14 protein-coding genes are annotated in these 16,007 nt (G+C 68.0%); 3 read left to right on the forward strand and 11 right to left on the reverse strand.

Annotation, left to right across the window (positions count from 1 at the left end; genetic code table 11):
* Positions 1-88: 88 nt before the first annotated feature.
* Positions 89-925: a Flp pilus assembly protein CpaB gene (cpaB, locus tag DSD19_RS00605; protein ID WP_113668171.1), complete on the reverse strand. Its 837-nt coding sequence runs from the start codon at positions 923-925 to the stop codon at positions 89-91.
* A gap of 236 nt (positions 926-1,161) precedes the next feature.
* Entirely contained in the window at positions 1,162-1,392 is a 231-nt protein-coding gene (locus tag DSD19_RS00610; RefSeq protein ID WP_113668172.1) for a Flp family type IVb pilin, read from the reverse strand.
* Positions 1,393-1,688: 296 nt separating this feature from the next.
* Here DSD19_RS00610 and DSD19_RS00615 point away from each other — a divergent pair, with 296 nt between their 5' ends.
* Positions 1,689-2,549, forward strand: a complete 861-nt coding sequence (locus tag DSD19_RS00615; RefSeq protein WP_113668173.1) for a lytic transglycosylase domain-containing protein — start codon at positions 1,689-1,691, stop codon at positions 2,547-2,549.
* A gap of 1 nt (position 2,550) precedes the next feature.
* The gene (locus DSD19_RS00620) at positions 2,551-3,987 is read left to right on the forward strand and encodes a UbiA family prenyltransferase (RefSeq protein WP_113668174.1); all 1,437 of its coding nucleotides are present in this window, start codon (positions 2,551-2,553) and stop codon (positions 3,985-3,987) included.
* A 43-nt stretch (positions 3,988-4,030) separates the two neighbouring features.
* Here DSD19_RS00620 and DSD19_RS00625 read toward each other — a convergent pair whose 3' ends face one another.
* Genes DSD19_RS00625 through DSD19_RS00635 form a run of 3 tightly spaced genes read right to left on the reverse strand, consistent with a single transcriptional unit; the run spans position 4,031 to position 7,063 of the window.
* Entirely contained in the window at positions 4,031-4,768 is a 738-nt protein-coding gene (locus DSD19_RS00625) for an SDR family NAD(P)-dependent oxidoreductase (RefSeq protein WP_113668175.1), read from the reverse strand.
* Positions 4,768-6,078, reverse strand: coding sequence for an FAD-binding oxidoreductase (locus tag DSD19_RS00630; protein WP_113668176.1), 1,311 nt, complete (start codon positions 6,076-6,078; stop codon positions 4,768-4,770). The genes DSD19_RS00625 and DSD19_RS00630 overlap by 1 nt, the downstream gene beginning before the upstream one ends.
* Positions 6,059-7,063, reverse strand: a complete 1,005-nt coding sequence (locus DSD19_RS00635) for a lysylphosphatidylglycerol synthase transmembrane domain-containing protein (protein ID WP_113668255.1) — start codon at positions 7,061-7,063, stop codon at positions 6,059-6,061. Before DSD19_RS00635 ends, DSD19_RS00630 begins: the two co-directional genes overlap by 20 nt.
* A gap of 241 nt (positions 7,064-7,304) precedes the next feature.
* Between DSD19_RS00635 and DSD19_RS00640 the strand changes: the two genes are divergently transcribed.
* Entirely contained in the window at positions 7,305-7,688 is a 384-nt protein-coding gene (locus DSD19_RS00640; protein WP_075786233.1) for a hypothetical protein, read from the forward strand.
* Between the two features lie 144 nt (positions 7,689-7,832).
* On the opposite strand, the gene DSD19_RS00645 is transcribed toward DSD19_RS00640, so the two are convergent.
* From DSD19_RS00645 to tldD, 6 genes are all read right to left on the reverse strand, one after another.
* A complete protein-coding gene (locus DSD19_RS00645) occupies positions 7,833-8,462 on the reverse strand; it encodes a 3-oxoacid CoA-transferase subunit B (RefSeq protein ID WP_075786232.1) in 630 nt (209 codons plus the stop codon).
* 13 nt (positions 8,463-8,475) lie between these two features.
* Complete coding sequence (locus DSD19_RS00650) at positions 8,476-9,171, reverse strand: CoA transferase subunit A (protein ID WP_108024529.1); 696 nt, start codon at positions 9,169-9,171, stop codon at positions 8,476-8,478.
* Between the two features lie 88 nt (positions 9,172-9,259).
* The gene (locus DSD19_RS00655; RefSeq protein ID WP_108024531.1) at positions 9,260-9,817 is read right to left on the reverse strand and encodes a L,D-transpeptidase; all 558 of its coding nucleotides are present in this window, start codon (positions 9,815-9,817) and stop codon (positions 9,260-9,262) included.
* A gap of 138 nt (positions 9,818-9,955) precedes the next feature.
* Positions 9,956-12,724, reverse strand: coding sequence for a type I DNA topoisomerase (gene topA, locus DSD19_RS00660; protein WP_113668177.1), 2,769 nt, complete (start codon positions 12,722-12,724; stop codon positions 9,956-9,958).
* 152 nt (positions 12,725-12,876) lie between these two features.
* Positions 12,877-14,043, reverse strand: a complete 1,167-nt coding sequence (gene dprA / locus DSD19_RS00665) for a DNA-processing protein DprA (RefSeq protein ID WP_243627600.1) — start codon at positions 14,041-14,043, stop codon at positions 12,877-12,879.
* A gap of 171 nt (positions 14,044-14,214) precedes the next feature.
* On the reverse strand, positions 14,215-15,636 hold the full coding sequence (tldD, locus tag DSD19_RS00670; RefSeq protein WP_113668178.1) for a metalloprotease TldD: 1,422 nt from the start codon (positions 15,634-15,636) through the stop codon (positions 14,215-14,217).
* Between the last annotated feature and the right edge of the window lie 371 nt (positions 15,637-16,007).

Here is a 16,007-nt window from a genome sequence, read left to right on the forward strand (position 1 = left end):
GCCGCTTTGTCCTTGGCCCCGGCCTCCCGTTCCGATCATGTCGGCCGAAGGGCGGAACGGCTGTCTGCGGCCGGTTTGGCGAATGGGGTCAGTTCGTGCAGGGGATTTCGATCTCGACCACTTCCGACCCGCGGCGGGTTCGAATTGTGCAGATCCGCTTTTGTTCGGGGGCGACTTCGGGGGCGTCCTCGATGCCCAGCAACGCCTTTTGATCGACCTCGACCGCCTCGGCCACCACATCGTCGTTGGCGCCGACCAGCGACAGCGACAACCGCCCGCTCGACTGTGCCTGGGCCAGCGAGGCGACCTGTTGCGGCGAGGCTTCGACCGTGACGGTGCGCGCGATGACGGGCCGCGTGGTGTCCTCGTCGGCGATCTGGTCGATGGCGATCAGGCGGATGCCGGTGTCGATCAGCTTGGTCACCTGTTTCGACTGGCTTTCGCCGGTCCAGTAGACATCGACCCTGTCGCCCGGCCGCAGGAAGCCCGAGACGCCAGAACTGACATCCACCCGGATCGCGAAGGCCCGCATGCCTCTGGTCAGGCGCGAGGTGATGCCGGCATCGGCGCCGGGATCGGTGACCTTGACCCGCAGGAGCGGTTCGCCCGCCTCCATCGCGCGCAGGACGGTACGGAATTGCGGCTGGCCTTCGGGAAACAGCTCTTCCTTGGTCTGGAACACGCCTTCGGGCATCGAGTCCTTAGGCCAGAGCACCGGGCGCAGGTTGTCCAGCGTGACCTGCTGGCCATAACGCAGCGGTTCCTTGGCGACGACCACAGGTTCCAGCGCAACCTGCTGAGACTGGGCGGCGCGGGCCGCGGCCAGTTCGCGTTTGGTCTGGTCGAAATAGCCCTGAGCCATATAGACCGCGAACCCTGCCAGACCGAGCCCCAGCAGAAGGACCAGTCCGAAGATCAGGCGCATGGCATGTCCTTTCGTCGCCGCCCCGCGGACCGTGCGTTGGCCGCGGAATGCCCTTCGATTTGCCGGATTTGCCACGGGAATGCGGCCATCTCCGGGGGATCCTGACGGGGGCCGGTGGATATTCGGTTAAAGATCGAAGGGATCGCCCAGTGGTTCGCAAACGGCGCACGGCCGGCACAGCAGGAAAGGCCGCTCGCGGAGGAGCGGCCTTGCTGACGTGAGGTGCAGATTTCGCACTATTCGGACGTGGTGGTTTCGCTGCCCCAGCCGAGGTTCGACAGGTCCGCGACCGACCCGGCCGACAGCGAGGATGCAATCTCGGAGCCGAGGCCGTTCACGCCGCCGCGCACCGTGCCCAGAACGGCGATGCCGAGGCCGACGATGGCGGCGGTCAGCACGACCCAGTCGACGGTGACGGCGCCGGACTCGTCCTTGGCGAAGGTCTTGAAGAGTTTGAAGAGTTTCATGGGGGTCCCTCCAGTAGGATGCTCGCTCAGTTCAAATGCCCTTGGGTGAAGGGCCGGACCCCCACCAACGGGGCCGCAACCGCTTCGACCGCGCCATAGGGCCACCGGAATCGGGCAAGAGTTGGGCTGGGCCTTGGCAATTTCCGCCCAAGCGGAAAAAGACCATCGAAACCTTGGGAATTGATCGAAAATGCAATAACAATTGCCTCGAAAACTCTCCGCACGCCGGACGGGTCCGTCAGACCCCTGCCGCAAAGCGGAACCGCAAAGAACCGCAAGGTCGGGCAGGGCAGAACATGCGGCGTCATCTGGAAGGTCTGGTTCTGGCCGGGCTGGTTCTGACCAGCGCGGTGCCCGGACCGGTGCGGGCCGAGCCGCCGCCCTGGCCGGAGTTCACCTTTCGAAGGGTCAAACCGCCCGCCCCGGGTGCGTCAAGACGCATCACCGTTCAGATCGAGCCGCGCGCGACCGTGGTGCCGGCAGCACTGAGCCCGTCGGCCGCTCCGCTGGCCCGCAGCCCCGACGCTGCCGCCGAGCCGCCCGCCGGCAATGCAGCGGACCCGGGTCCGGCCTGGTTCTGGTCGCGGGTGTCGCCCGCGTTGAGCGACAGCCGGCCGGGGCGGCTGGCGCCCGCGCTGGTGGCACTGGGCGAGGCGCCGCCCGGCGAAGCGGCGCGCGCGCCCCGGCTGCAGCTTTTGCAGGACATCGCCGAGACCCATGGTCGCGCGATCCTGTCGGCCACGGTCGGCACCCGGGTCTCGCCCGCGCTGGCGCTGGCGGTGATCGGGGTCGAAAGCGGCGGGCGCGGCCGGGCGCTCAGCCCGAAAGGGGCGCTGGGTCTGATGCAGCTGATGCCCGCCACGGCCCGGCGCTTCGGCGTAGTCGATGCCGCCGATCCCGTCGCCAATATCCGCGGCGGCGTGGCCTATCTCGACTGGCTGATGGGCGAGTTCGGCGGCGATCCGGTGCTGGTGCTGGCCGCCTATAATGCCGGAGAGGGGGCGGTGCGCGCCCATGGCGGCGTTCCGCCCTATCCGGAAACGCGCGATTATGTGCCGAAAGTGCTGGCAGCCTGGGCGGTGGCCCGGGGGCTGTGCCGGACCCCGCCCGAGCTGATCAGCGACGGCTGCGTGTTCCGGGCCAAGGGCAGGGGATAGGATGCAACGCCAGAAACCGCTGGTCCTCGACGTCGACGGGACCTTTCTGAAGACCGATCTCGGGCTTGAATGCTTCTGGAACGGGCTCGGCCGGGCGCCGCTGAAGACGCTCAGGGCGACGGCCATGCATCTTCGCGACCGGGCCGGGCTTTGCCGCGAGCTGGCGCGGATCGCTCCGCCCCGGGTCGATCTCTTGCCGCTTCGCCCCGAGATGGCGACCCGCGCGCTTGAGGCCTGCGAGGCCGGGCGGCCGGTGGTGCTGGCAGGCGGGGCCGATCCGGGGCTCGTCGCGGCGCTGGCGGGGCATTACGGATTTGTCGAAGAGGGCGCCGGCGCAGAGGGGGCAGCCCCGCCCGAGGGGGCCGCCAAGGCGCGGGCGCTGGCCGAACGGTTCGGGCGTCGCGGTTTCGACTATGCCGGCGCCAGGGCCGCCGACCGCCCCGTCTGGCGCGAGGCCGACCGGGCGTTGCTGCTGGGGCGGCAGCACCGGCTGGCGGCCGAACTGTCGGCGGCGGGCCATCCGGTCGAAGAGATCCCGGCGGGCTGGAAGCTGCGCGACCTCGGCCGGGCGCTCCGGCCGCATCAATGGGTCAAGAACGTGCTGCTGCTGTTGCCCGCGCTGGCCGCGCATGATTTCCGGCCCGAAACGCTGGCGCTGGTGCTTCTGGGCATCCTGGCCTTCTCGGCTGCCGCGTCCTGCATCTATATCGTCAACGACCTGCTCGACCTCGAGGCCGACCGGCTGCACGAAACCAAATGCCGCCGCCCCTTTGCCTGCGGCAAGGTGCCCATCGGCGCGGGCATGGCGGCGGGCGCGGTACTGGCGCTGATGGCCCTCGGGGTCGGCGCGGCGCTGGGGCCGTCCTTCCTGGCCGTGGTTCTTCTCTATATGGCGCTGTCGCTGGCCTATTCGCTGCGGCTCAAGCGGATGCGCTGGGTCGATATCGCGACGCTGGCCGCGCTTTACACGATCCGCGTGGTGGCGGGGGCAACGGCCGGCGGAGGCGAGGCGTCCTTCCTGATGCTGGTCTTCGTCTTTCCGGTCTTCGTGACGCTGGGCTGCGTCAAGCGGATGACCGAACTGGCCCGGGCCGAGACCGACGAGCGCCTGCCCGGCCGGGGCTATGGCCGGGGCGACCGGGGCGATTTGCTGAACATGGCGGGGATCGGCGTGGTGGGGGCGCTGGTGGTCTTCGTCGCCTACAGCTTTTCTGCGCAGGCCGAGGCGCTTTATCAGACCCGCTGGCTGCTTTGGGCGGCGGCCCTTCCGCTGGCGGTCTGGCTGGTGCGGATGGTCTGGCTCGGCTATCGCGGACAGCAGGATTACGACCCCATCGTCTTTGCGCTCCGCGACCGGGCGGGGCTGGGGCTGATCTTCTTCGCGCTGTCCTTCATGTTCTACAGCGCCGGGCTCTGGCAGCGCTGGTTCGGCTTCTGAGCCGCCCGGCCCCGGCATCGGACAGGGCCGGACGGCGCCGGTCTCAGACCGAAAGCTTCTTGAAGACCCGTTCCGGGATCAGCCGGATGATGCCCATGATCCCCATCCAGAAAAACGGCGTGTAGATCACGTTGCGCTGCTTTTCGAGCGCGCTCAGGATGTCCGTGGCCACCTTGTCGGGCGAGGCCACGAGGAACATCCCCTCGATCCCCCAGGTCATCGCGGTATCGGTAAAGCCGGGCTTGACCGTCAGCACATGCCCGCCCGCGCGGCCCAGCCGGTTGCGCAGCCCCGACAGATAGGTGGCAAAGGCCGCCTTGGCCGCGCCGTAGACATAGTTGCCGATCCGCCCGCGGTCGCCCGCAACCGAGCCCACGCCGATGACGGTGCCAGCCCCCCGGGCCTCGATGATCGGGGCCAGCCCCTGCAACAGCCGGGCCGGGCCGGTGAAGCTGTCGGTGACGACGCCCTCGATCAGGCCGGGATCGGCGTCGATCTCGGCCTGGGGCGGCATCGAGCCGACGAAGACCGCGGCCGAGACCGTGCCCTCGCAGGCCTTGGCGCGGGCAAGGATCGGTGCCACGCAGGCGGGCTCGCGCGCGTCGAAGCGGACGACCTCGGCGAAGGCCGCGCCCCGGACGCGCGCGTCGGCCGCGTCGCGTTCGAGGTCCGCCAGGTCGCGCCCGGCAAGGATCAGCCCGTCGCCGCGCGCAGCCAACCGGCGCACCAGCGCCCGCGCCATCGAGGACGAGGCCCCGAGAACGATCCAGGTCTCTGCCATCACGCGCTCCTCAGTTTCAGCCGCCGCACCAGATCGGTGGCGAGACGCCGCTCGGGGTCGGCCTTTGCCGCCTCGGCGCGCCAGGCCTCCAGTTCGGGATACATCGCGGCCATGCTTTCGGGCCGCGCCAGGGCGTCCTTGGCCAGATAGATGCGGCCGCCCGCGGCAATCACCTGTTCCTCGAGCCGCGCGTAAAGCGCTGGCACCCTGGCGCGGGCGGGCAGGTCGACGGCCAGCGTGTAGCCGTCCATCGGGAAGGACAGATGCCCGGCGCGGCCCGGCCCCATCCGTTTCAGGACCGCCAGCGGCGAGGCGACGCCGCCCCGCGCGATGGTGGTCAGGATCTCCTTCAGCGCGGGCGCCCGGTCGGCAGGCACCACGCATTGGAACTGGTGAAAGCCGCGCTTGCCGTACAGCCGGTTCCAGTCGGTCAGCGCGTCGAGCGGGAAGAAGAATTCGTCCAGCGCCCGGGTCCGCTTGCGCCCGCTATCGGGCACGCCCGATCCGTACCAGCGGTTGAAGATCTTCACCACCGGCCAGGACAAAAGCGCCCGCGGCGCGTCGAAGGGCACGGGCTTCGGCCTGCGCTCGGGGCCGGGGCGGGTGCCCTCGACCAGCGTGCCCTCTTCGAGAATGCCGCGCCCAAGCCGCTTGCGTTTCGCCGTCGCGTCGATCCAGCCCACCGTGAAGTCGGCCTCGGACGCGTCGAGCGCGGCGATGAAGCTGTCGAAATCCCGCATCCGGGTTTCCACCACCTTCATCCGCTGGCCCGGGATCGCCATCAGTTTCAGCCGCGCCGAAAGGATGGCGCCGGTCTGGCCCTGACCGCCCATCGTGGCGCGGAACAGTGCGGGATCGGAGGCCGGGCTCACCTCGCGCGGGCCCGTCTGCGTCATCAGCGTCACCGCCAGCACATGTTGCCCGAAGCTGCCTGCCCCATGATGGTTCTTGCCGTGGACGTCATTGGCGATGCAGCCGCCGATGGTGGCCAGGCCGGTGCCGGGCATCACCGCGGGCATCCAGCCTTGCGGCGCCAGCAGCTTCAGCAGCGCGCCGATGGTGGCGCCGGCCTCGACCTCGATCACGCCCGTCTCGGGGGCGAAGGCCAGAATCCGGTCGATCCGCGTCATCTGCACCGCGGCGCCGTCGGCGTTCAGCGCGCCGTCGCCATAGGACCGGCGATTGCCGATCGCGGGACCGCCTTCGGCCAGCGCGTCCCTTAGGGCCGAAACCCGCTCTGGCCGGGCGATCCGCCCCCTGGCCCGAAGGGCCCGGCCCCATCCCGCATAGTCAGCGGTCTTCCACTGCATCAGCCGTCCTTTTCGACATCCGTTCCGCCACCGGAAAGACCAGTGCGCCGATCCCGATCGCAAACCACAGCGTGGTCACCCGGATCACCGCCGTGGCCGCGACCGAAGTCTCCAGCGGCAGTCCCTCGAGCGCAAGAAGCGCAATCATCGCAGCCTCGGCACCGCCCAGACCGCCCGGCGCGCCGGTCAACCCGCCCGCCAGCGTGGCAAAGACGAAGATCCCGACGGCCTTCCAGAGCCCGATATCGGCTCCGAGCCAGACCAGCAACAGGTGAAAGGCATAGCCCTCGGCCATCCAGCCAAGGGACCCCAGCAGGATCGAGGCCGCAAGGACCCGGGCGTCGGTGAACTGGCCCAGCGTCCGCGCCATGCCGCGCAGCCGCCCGAACAGCCGGGGCCAGCGGCCGACGATCCGGTAGCCGCGGGTCACCAGCGCCGCCATCAGCCGCCCGTGGGTCGCGGCCGCCGCCGCCCCCAGCGCCAGCGCGGCCACCGGAATCGCCCCGGCGATATGGCCCGAGGACAGCGCCAGTGCCGCGCAGAGGATCAGCGCCATCGCCACCAGATCGGCGGCCCGGTCCATCACGAAAAGAGGGGCCGAGCGGTCCAGCGGCAGCCCGGTCTCGCGCCGGATCCAGCGCATGCGCACCAGCTCGCCCAGCCGCCCGGGCGTCGCGATCATCAGAAACCCGCCCAGATAATGGCGGATGTCGCGCCAGAGTCCCGGCGGCAGGCCGACCCGGCGGCCGAACAGGTTCCAGCGCAGCGACCGCAGCAGGTAGTTGGCCAGCGACAGGGCCAGCAGGGCTGCCCCCTGCATCCAGCCAAGCCGTGCAAGCTGGCCCATGGTCTGGTCCCAGCCCGTGGCCGCAGCCAGACCGGCAAGGCTGGCCAGCACCAGACTCAGAAGGCCGCCCATCAGCAGGGCGTCGCGGAGGCGACGGGAGGCGGGCGCGGCGTCCGAGGCAGAGGGAATCTTTGTCATGGTCATCTCACCGGCCAGATAGCACGGCATTGCCGGAAGACTGCGAACCGTTTTCCCGGAAACTTAAGATTGTCCGGCACCTCGGTCCGGCTGGCTGATTTCTGACATTTGTATGTGCGATAACGCACCATCTACACGGAATACACAAGCTTTTGTGCTTTGAAATTGGGAAGGGCTCATGCCATTTATGCCTCATCGGACGGCAACAAGCCGTCATAACAAGCACACAAGGAACGAAACGATGAAAACTCTTGCTCTTACCGCCGCCGCTCTTGTCGCCCTCTCTGCGCCCGTCTTTGCCCAGTCGCAGCTGGAACAGGACCTGAGCGTCCAGCCCGGCGCCTACTCGCTCAACCAGCTGATCGAGCTGAAAGCGGCCGCCGAGAAAGACGGCGTGAATGGCTGGGTGCGCTTCGACACCGCCGCGCCGGCGACCAATGTCAGCATGTCGACCTCGGGCTATGCCGATGCGCGCGTCGCCCGGATCGTGGCCGCCCATGCGAAAGCCAGCGATAACGGCTACACCTCGGTTGTCGGCTACCGCGACAACGGCCCGGCGAACGAAAAAATCGCCAACGCCCGCGTTGCCGAAATCGCCGCCGAACTGGCTGCGAACGCTGACTGATCTGCAGAGGGCAGGGCTCTGACGAGTTCCGCCCGACCCGCACGGAAGGTGCCAGAGCGCACCGCCCGTGCCGGAGAGGTGAACTGCAAAAAGGCCGCACCGGGACACCGGCGCGGCCTTCTTCATGTCCGACAGGAGGACCGGTCAGTCGACGATGCGGGCCTCGGTCGCGGCGCGGATTTCGTCCTCGGTGACGCCGTCCGCACATTCGACGATCCTCAGCCCGCCCTCGACCACGTCGAGCACGCCGAGATTGGTGATGATCCGGTTCACGACCCCGGTCCCGGTCAGCGGCAGGGTGCAGGCCTTCAGGACCTTCGATTCGCCATGCTTGTTGGTGTGGTCCATCACCACCACCACCCGGCCGACGCCCGCGACCAGGTCCATCGCGCCGCCCATGCCCTTGACCAGCTTGCCGGGGATCATCCAGTTCGCCAGGTCGCCGTTTTCGGCCACTTCCATCGCGCCGAGGATCGCCATCGCGATCTTGCCGCCCCGGATCATGCCGAAGCTGGTGGCGCTGTCGAAATAGGCCGAATGCGGCAGCTCGGTGATGGTCTGCTTGCCGGCATTGATGAGGTCGGGGTCCTCCTCGCCCTCGACCGGGAAGGGGCCGATCCCCAGCATCCCGTTTTCCGATTGCAGCGTGACGTTCACGCCCTCGGGGATGTAATTGGCCACCAGCGTCGGAATGCCGATGCCCAGATTGACATACATCCCGTCCTTGAGTTCCTCGGCGGCGCGCGCCGCCATCCGGTTGCGGTCCCAGGCCATACCTATTCCCCCTTTACGCCGCGCGCGTGGTGCGCTGTTCGATCCGTTTTTCGTGGTCGCCCTGGATCAGGCGGTGCACGTAGATCCCCGGCAGGTGGATCTGGTCGGGCTCGAGACTGCCCACCGGCACGATCTCCTCGACCTCGCAGACGCAGACCTTGCCGCACATCGCGGCGGGCGGGTTGAAGTTGCGGGCGGTCTTGCGGAAGACGAGGTTGCCGGTCTCGTCGGCCTTCCAGGCCTTGACGATGGACAGGTCGGCCACGATCCCGCGTTCGAGGATATAGGTCTCGCCGTCGAAGTCTTTATGTTCCTTGCCCTCGGCGATGACGGTGCCGACGCCGGTCTTGGTGTAGAAGCCCGGAATCCCGGCGCCGCCCGCCCGCATCCGTTCGGCCAGCGTGCCCTGGGGGTTGAATTCCAGTTCCAGTTCGCCCGACAGGTATTGCCGCATGAATTCGGCATTCTCGCCGACATAGGACGAGATCATCTTCCTGACCTGGCGGGTCTGCAGCAGGAGGCCAATCCCGAAATCGTCGACGCCGGCATTGTTCGAGGCGAAGGTCAGATCCTTCGTGCCTGCCTCGCGGATCGCCTTGATCAGAAGCTCCGGTATGCCGCACAGCCCGAAACCGCCCGCGGCGATGAGCATGCCGTCGAACAAGAGCCCGTCCAGGGCCTCGGCGGCAGTGCCGTAGATCTTCTGCATGAAAGTCTCCCCTCTGCTCCTCTGGCTGAAGTTGTGACGAACGGTCACGGGGGAGTCAATCGACTGCGCTCTCGCGGCACGGTGCCAATCAGATGATCCGGACCCGGGTGCCTATGGGGGTGATGTCGTAAAGCTCGGCGATCATGTCGTTGTAAAGGCCGATGCAGCCGTCCGAGGAGGGCCGGCCGATCTTGCGTGTGTCATGCGTGCCGTGAATGAGATAGGCGGGCCAGGACAGATACATCGCATGCGTCCCAAGCGGGTTTCCGGGGCCGGGCGGCATGTAGCGCAGATCGGGATTGCGCTCGACCATCGAGGGGGTCGGGGTCCAGTCGGGGCCGACCTTCTTGCGCACGACTTCGGTATAGCCGCGTTTGGTCAGGTCCTCGCTGATCGGCACCGAGGTCGGGTAGATCCGGTAGTCTGTGCCGTCCCCGGACCAGAAATGCAGCGCGCGTGAGCTGGTATCGGCCACGATCACCGCCTTGCCGAGCCGGTCGAAATGGTCGCGCCAGTCCTGCCGCGCAAAGCTCGAGATATTGCGGCGGGCCATCGGCGCGGGCTCGGCCCTCAGAAGCGCGGGCGCCCCCAGTCCGGCGCCCAGCGTCACAAGCGCCGCGCGGCGCGAAAATGTCCGGTCTGTCATGGAATGCCCCCTGGCCTGCTCCGGGTTCTTATCCCGGGCAAACTGGGGCGCGGCGCGCGGACTTGCCAATCAACTCCGCTCACCGGATCGCGCGCTGACGTTGCGTAAGGGCGGGTGGCGCGCGTGGACGGTCGGCGGCTATTCCGCCGCCTTGGTCGATTTCGTGCGCGCAGTGGGCTTTGCGGTCTTGGCCGATGCGGTCTTGGCCGATGCGGTCTTGGCGGTCGCCTTCTTGGCTGTCTTGCCCGCAGCCTTGGGCGCCTTCGCCGTCTTGGCGGGGGCCGCCTTGGCCTTGGTCTTGCCGCCCTTGGCGGCCTTCGCGTCGATCAGCTCGACCGCCTGTTCCAGCGTCACATCGCCCGGTTCCACATCCTTGGGCAGGGTCGCGTTGACCTTTTCCCATTTGACATAAGGCCCGTACCGCCCGGCCATCACGTCGATGGCACCGCCTTTTTCCGGATGTTCGCCCAGCTGGCGCAGCGGTTTCGCGGCCGTGCCGCCGCCCCGGGTCTTCTTCTGGGCCAGTACCTCGACCGCGCGGTTCATGCCGATGGTGAAGACTTCCTCGACATCGGGCAGGTTGGCGTATTTCTTGCCATGCTTGACGAAGGGGCCATAGCGCCCGATCCCGGCCTCGACGGTCTCGCCATCCTCGGGGTGCGGCCCGATCTCGCGCGGCAGGCTCAACAGCATCAGCGCCTTGTCGAGGTCGATCTCTTCGGGTTTCCAGCCCTTGGGCAGGCTGGCGCGCGGCGGTTTCGGCACCTCTTCGGTGGCCTCGCCGCGCTGCACATAGGGGCCGAAACGGCCGATGCGCAGGCTGATCTCGTCCTCGCCGTCATGGCCCAGAACCTTGCCGTCAAGCTCGGACCCGTCATCGCCGTTCACCGCCGAAAGCGAGCGGGTATAGCGGCAGTCGGGATAGTTCGTGCAGCCGATGAAGGCGCCGCCCGACCGCGCGGTCTTGAGGTTCAGCCGCCCCGCCCCGCATTTGGGGCAGATGCGCGGATCGGACCCGTCCTCGCGCGGCGGGTAAAGATGCGGCGCCAGAACCTCGTCGATCTTTTCCAGAACCTCGGAAATGCGCAGGTCGGCGGTTTCAGCGATGGCGGCCGAGAAATCCTTCCAGAACCGGTCCAGCACCTCGTGATAGTCGCGCGCGCCGGCCGAGACGTCGTCGAGTTCATCCTCCAGATTGGCGGTGAATTCGTAACCCACGTAGCGGCTGAAATAATTCGACAGGAAGGCCGTCACCAGCCGCCCCTTGTCCTCGGGGATCAGCCGGTTCTTGTCCTTCAGCACATAGCCGCGGTCCTGGATCGTGGTGACGATCGAGGCATAGGTCGAGGGCCGCCCGATGCCGAGCTCTTCCATCCGCTTGACCAGCGTCGCCTCGGTGTAGCGCGGCGGCGGCTGGGTGAAGTGCTGCTGGGCGAGGATCGCTTTATCGCCATTGAGAATCGCACGATCACAACGAAGCAGCCATTCCTCTTCCTCGACCAGGGGCGGCTCGAAATCGACCCGGTCCGGTGCCGCCAGATTAGAGTATTCGACGGCGTAACGATCCGCCGGAGCCGGCTTGGCCTTCTCGCCCTGCATGATCTGCGGCAGGCGCTTGTCGTCGCCTTCCTCGACGTCGTCGCGGCCTTCCTCGTAGACCTTGAGGAAGCCGTCGAACATCACCACCTGGCCGGTGGCGCGCAGCGCGACCTGATGGTCGGCGCTTTCCACCTCGACGGTGGTGCGTTCCAGCCGCGCGGCCTCCATCTGGCTGGCGATGGTGCGCTTCCAGATCAGATCGTAAAGCTTGCGCTGGTCGTCATCCGTCACCTTCAGCTTGGACGGATCGCGGGTCATCTCGGTCGGCCGGATGCATTCATGCGCTTCCTGCGCGTTCTTGGCCTTGTTCTTGTACATCCGCGGCGATTTCGGCACGTAGTCCGCGCCGTAGCGGTCCTTGATCGCGTCGCGCGCAGCCATCACCGCCTCGGGCGCCATGTCGATCCCGTCGGTCCGCATGTAGGTGATGATGCCCGCCTCGTAAAGCCGCTGCGCCGCCTGCATCGTCTGGCGCGCGCCAAAGCCGAACTTGCGGCTGGCTTCCTGCTGCAGGGTCGAGGTCATGAAGGGCGGCGCGGGGTTCCGGGTGCCGGGCTTGGCCTCGACCGAGGCGACGGTGAAGTCGCGGCTGTCGATGGCCTTGACCGCCAGTTCGGCATCGGTCGCGGTGGTCAGGTCGAACTTGTCGAGCTTCTGGCCGCCCAGCGTGACCAGCCGCGCCTCGAAGCTCTGGCCGCGGGGCGTTTCCAGCACCGCCGCGACCGTCCAGTATTCGCGGGCACGGAAGGCCTCGATCTCCATCTCGCGCTCGACGATCAGCCGCAGGCAGACCGACTGGACCCGGCCCGCCGATTTCGCGCCCGGCAGCTTGCGCCACAGGACCGGCGACAGGTTGAAGCCCACAAGATAATCCAGCGCGCGGCGTGCCAGGTAGGCATGGACCAGCGGTTCATCGACGGTGCGCGGGTTCTTCATCGCCTCGGTCACCGCCGATTTGGTGATGGCGTTGAAGACGACGCGGCTGACCGGCGTGTCCTTCTTGATCGCCCGGCGGGCGCGCAGGGTCTCTTCTAGGTGCCAGGAAATCGCCTCGCCCTCGCGATCGGGGTCGGTGGCGAGGATCAGCGCATTGTCGTCCTTCAGCGCGTCGGCGATGGCCTTCACGTGCTTCTTGCTGTCCGAGGCGACCTCCCAGGTCATCTCGAAGCCGTGCTCGGGGTCGACCGATCCATCCTTGGGCGGCAGGTCGCGGACATGGCCATAGGACGCGAGAACCGTGTAATCGGAGCCCAGATACTTGTTGATTGTCTTGGCTTTGGCCGGGGACTCGACGACGACGACGGGCATGGATTTCTCTCGACTCGGGGGGCGGGTGCCTTGGCGGCGCAAGATGTGGGGGGGAGGCCGCGAATGTCAATGCACGGCTGGATGACGGGCGGGATTCGCCTCTGGGTTGAGGCTCCGCTGCGTCAGATCGGATCGGGGCTGTGACGGGCCGTTCAGCGGGTGCGCGACAGAAGCCCGCCGGGCGCGCGGGCGATCCGGCCGTCGAGTTCCAGCGTAACCAGTTCGGGGGTCACGGCGCCCGCAGGAAGGCCGAGATCGCGGATCAGCTGGTCTTCGGCCAAGGGCGAGGGGCCGAGCCGGTCGAGGATGCGGGCATGCAGCACGGCCGGGTCGGCCGGGACGCGATGGTGCGCGGCGGGGGTTTCGGGCACCTCGGTCACCCGTGGCCTTGCCCGCGGCGCGGGGGCCTCGGGTTGCCGTGCCTCGGTCAGGGAAGGGGCGGGGCCGAGCGCCTCGAGCACATCGTCGGGATGGCGCACCAGCACGGCGCCGTCCCGGATCAGCATGTTGCAGCCCGAGGCGCGGGCATCGAAGGGATGACCGGGCACCGCCAGCACATCGCGGCCCTGATCGAGCGCGGATCGGGCGGTGATCAGGCTGCCCGAGCGCGCGGCGGCCTCGACCACGACGACGGCGCGGGCGAGGCCCGAAATGATGCGGTTGCGCTGCGGGAAATGCCGCGCCTGCGGGTCGAGCCCGGGGGGCTGTTCGGACAGCCGCAGGCCCAGTTGCGCGATTTCATTGGCAAGCCCGGTATTTTCGACCGGGTAGGGCACGTCGATCCCGCCCGCCTGCACGGCGATGGTGCCGGTTTCCAGAGCCGCGATATGGGCGGCGCGGTCGATCCCGCGCGCAAGCCCCGAGACGATGACATAGCCCGCCCCGGCCAGTCCCTCGGCCAGCCGCCGGGCCATGCGCAGCCCCAGCGACGAGGCGTTGCGGGCGCCGACCAGCGCCACCATCGGCCGGTGCAGCAGATCGGTGTGACCCAGCGCCCACAGCACGGGCGGCGCGTCGGGCAGGTCCAGAAGGGCGGGGGGGTAGGCGGGGCTGCCATGCAGCACCGCGACGGCACCGGCCTTGCGGGCACGGGCGATCTCTGCCCGGGCGGTCTCTTGCGAGCAGGGCGCGTAGTCCTCGACGCCTGCTTCCTCGGCGATCCGCGGCAGGGCATCGAGCGCTGCCGCGGCACTGCCATGATCCTCGATCAGCCTGAAAAAAGTGGTCGCGCCGACACGGCGCGACCGGATGAGACGAAGCCACGTAACCAGGGAGTCTTCCCGGGTGGGTGGTGCGAGGGGGTGGTAGGAAGAAACAATCTCCACGTTTCGCAGCTCCGCTCATCCGTGAGGCCAATGTGCAGCGGAATGGGTTAATACAAGGTGAACGGAATCGAGAATTTCACCTTTTACGCGAAGTCTTCCTATCTGATGTCCGGCCCGCGCGCCCGACACGGCGTCAAGCCCTTAATGCACTGGGGAAATGCCGCCTCAGGCCCCGGCGCCGCCCACGGTCAGCCCGCCGATCAGCAGAGTCGGCTGGCCGACGCCCACCGGCACCCATTGTCCGGCCTTGCCGCAGTTGCCGATTCCCGGGTCCAGCGCCATGTCGTTGCCGATGGCGCGAATCTGCTTCATCGCGGCGGGGCCGTCGCCGATCAGCGTGGCGCCCTTGACCGGGGCGCCGAGCTTGCCGTTCTTCACCCGATAGGCCTCGGTGCAGCTGAAGACGAACTTGCCATTGGTAATGTCCACCTGCCCGCCGCCGAAGCCGACCGCATAGATCCCGTCCTTCAGATCGGCCAGGATGTCGGCGGGCGCGGCGTCGCCGCCCAGCATGCAGGTATTGGTCATCCGCGGCATCGGCGGATGGGCATAGCTTTCGCGCCGCCCGTTGCCGGTGGGCGCAACCCCCATCAGCCGGGCGTTCTGGCGGTCCTGCATGTAGCCCACCAGCACGCCGTCCTCGATCAGCACGGTGCGGTTCGAGGGCGTGCCCTCGTCGTCGAAGGTGATCGAGCCGCGCCGGTCGGGGATCGTGCCGTCGTCCAGAACGGTCACGCCCTTCGCCGCCACCTGCTGGCCCATCAGCCCGGCAAAGGCCGAACTGCCCTTGCGGTTGAAGTCGCCCTCGAGCCCGTGGCCCACCGCCTCGTGCAGCAGGATGCCGGGCCAGCCGGGGCCCAGCACCACATCCATGGTTCCGGCAGGGGAGGGCTCGGCGTCCAGATTGACCAGCGCGACGCGCAGCGCCTCGCGCGCCGAGGCCTCCCAGGAGGCGCGGTCGATCAGCCCGGCCAGCCCGGTGCGGCCGCCGCCGCCATGGCTGCCCGATTCGCGATGACCGTTCTCTTCGACGATCACCGAGACGTTCAGCCGGGTCATCGGCCGGATGTCGGACAGCAGCCTCCCGTCGGGCCGCAGGATCGCGACCTCCTGCAACGAGGCGGCAACCGAGGCGGTCACCTGCACCACGCGCGGGTCGAGCGCCCGGGCGAAGGCGTCGATCTCGCGAAGCGTGTCGATCTTCAGCGCGAAAGGGGCCTCGGCCAGCGGGTCGGCATCGGTGTAAAGCCGCCGGTTGGTCGGCTGCGGCCCCAGCGCCAGCGACGCGCCGCCATCGGCCACGGCCAGCCGCGCCGTCTCGACCGCGCGTTTCAGCGCGGCTTCGGAAATTTCGGTGGAATGGGCATAGCCCGCAGCCTCGCCCCGGACGGCGCGCAGGCCGAACCCCTCGGAGGCATCGTAGCTGGCCGTCCTGAGCCGCCCGTCGTCGAAGCTTAGAACCTCCGAACGGCGCCGTTCCAGAAACAGCTCGCCATCATCGGCCCCAAGCGTTGCCGCCTGCAAAAGCAACAGCGCCCGGTCGCGGTCCAGCGCGGTCTCGAAGGGGCGGAACGGGGGGTGTTGCATGGGATCTCCTGAACTGGCGCGGGGCGGGCTTTGGAAAAAGCGGCAGAATGTCGCAGGTTTCGCTTGTGCCGCCCCGCTCAATATGTTTCTCTGATCCCAAGATGCAACGGTGCGACGCGATCCAGTCGCGATCCACTGCAACGATGGCGCAAGGCGTCACGTCAGGGAACCGGGGAATAGGCCCATGTCGCTCCACATGGGCCTTTAGGGGACCGGCGATTGCCGGGCCAGACCCATCAAGAGTCCGGCGCTGCGCGCTCCCGCAGCGCCGGATTTCTTGTTTATCGGAAACCGCAATGCACCTGCAGACCTCAGTTTGCCGCAGTGTCGCCCGGCTGGCGGCCTCTGCGCGCTGTAGCGGTCGGTCGTGC

This window comes from Rhodovulum sp. BSW8 (assembly GCF_003314725.1).
GTDB classification, from domain to species: Bacteria; Pseudomonadota; Alphaproteobacteria; order Rhodobacterales; family Rhodobacteraceae; genus Rhodovulum; species Rhodovulum visakhapatnamense.

Excerpts from the sequence above, each read along its gene's own strand:
- topA (WP_113668177.1), bottom strand. The coding sequence starts at position 12,724 with ATGCCCGTCGTCGTCGTCGAGTCCCCGGCCAAAGCCAAGACAATCAAC.
- DSD19_RS00625 (WP_113668175.1), bottom strand. The coding sequence starts at position 4,768 with ATGGCAGAGACCTGGATCGTTCTCGGGGCCTCGTCCTCGATGGCGCGG.
- DSD19_RS00640 (WP_075786233.1), top strand. The coding sequence starts at position 7,305 with ATGAAAACTCTTGCTCTTACCGCCGCCGCTCTTGTCGCCCTCTCTGCG.
- DSD19_RS00620 (WP_113668174.1), top strand. The coding sequence starts at position 2,551 with ATGCAACGCCAGAAACCGCTGGTCCTCGACGTCGACGGGACCTTTCTG.
- DSD19_RS00630 (WP_113668176.1), bottom strand. The coding sequence starts at position 6,078 with ATGCAGTGGAAGACCGCTGACTATGCGGGATGGGGCCGGGCCCTTCGG.
- DSD19_RS00655 (WP_108024531.1), bottom strand. The coding sequence starts at position 9,817 with ATGACAGACCGGACATTTTCGCGCCGCGCGGCGCTTGTGACGCTGGGC.
- cpaB (WP_113668171.1), bottom strand. The coding sequence starts at position 925 with ATGCGCCTGATCTTCGGACTGGTCCTTCTGCTGGGGCTCGGTCTGGCA.
- DSD19_RS00645 (WP_075786232.1), bottom strand. The coding sequence starts at position 8,462 with ATGGCCTGGGACCGCAACCGGATGGCGGCGCGCGCCGCCGAGGAACTC.
- DSD19_RS00650 (WP_108024529.1), bottom strand. The coding sequence starts at position 9,171 with ATGCAGAAGATCTACGGCACTGCCGCCGAGGCCCTGGACGGGCTCTTG.
- DSD19_RS00610 (WP_113668172.1), bottom strand. The coding sequence starts at position 1,392 with ATGAAACTCTTCAAACTCTTCAAGACCTTCGCCAAGGACGAGTCCGGC.
- DSD19_RS00635 (WP_113668255.1), bottom strand. The coding sequence starts at position 7,063 with ATGACAAAGATTCCCTCTGCCTCGGACGCCGCGCCCGCCTCCCGTCGC.
- tldD (WP_113668178.1), bottom strand. The coding sequence starts at position 15,636 with ATGCAACACCCCCCGTTCCGCCCCTTCGAGACCGCGCTGGACCGCGAC.
- DSD19_RS00615 (WP_113668173.1), top strand. The coding sequence starts at position 1,689 with ATGCGGCGTCATCTGGAAGGTCTGGTTCTGGCCGGGCTGGTTCTGACC.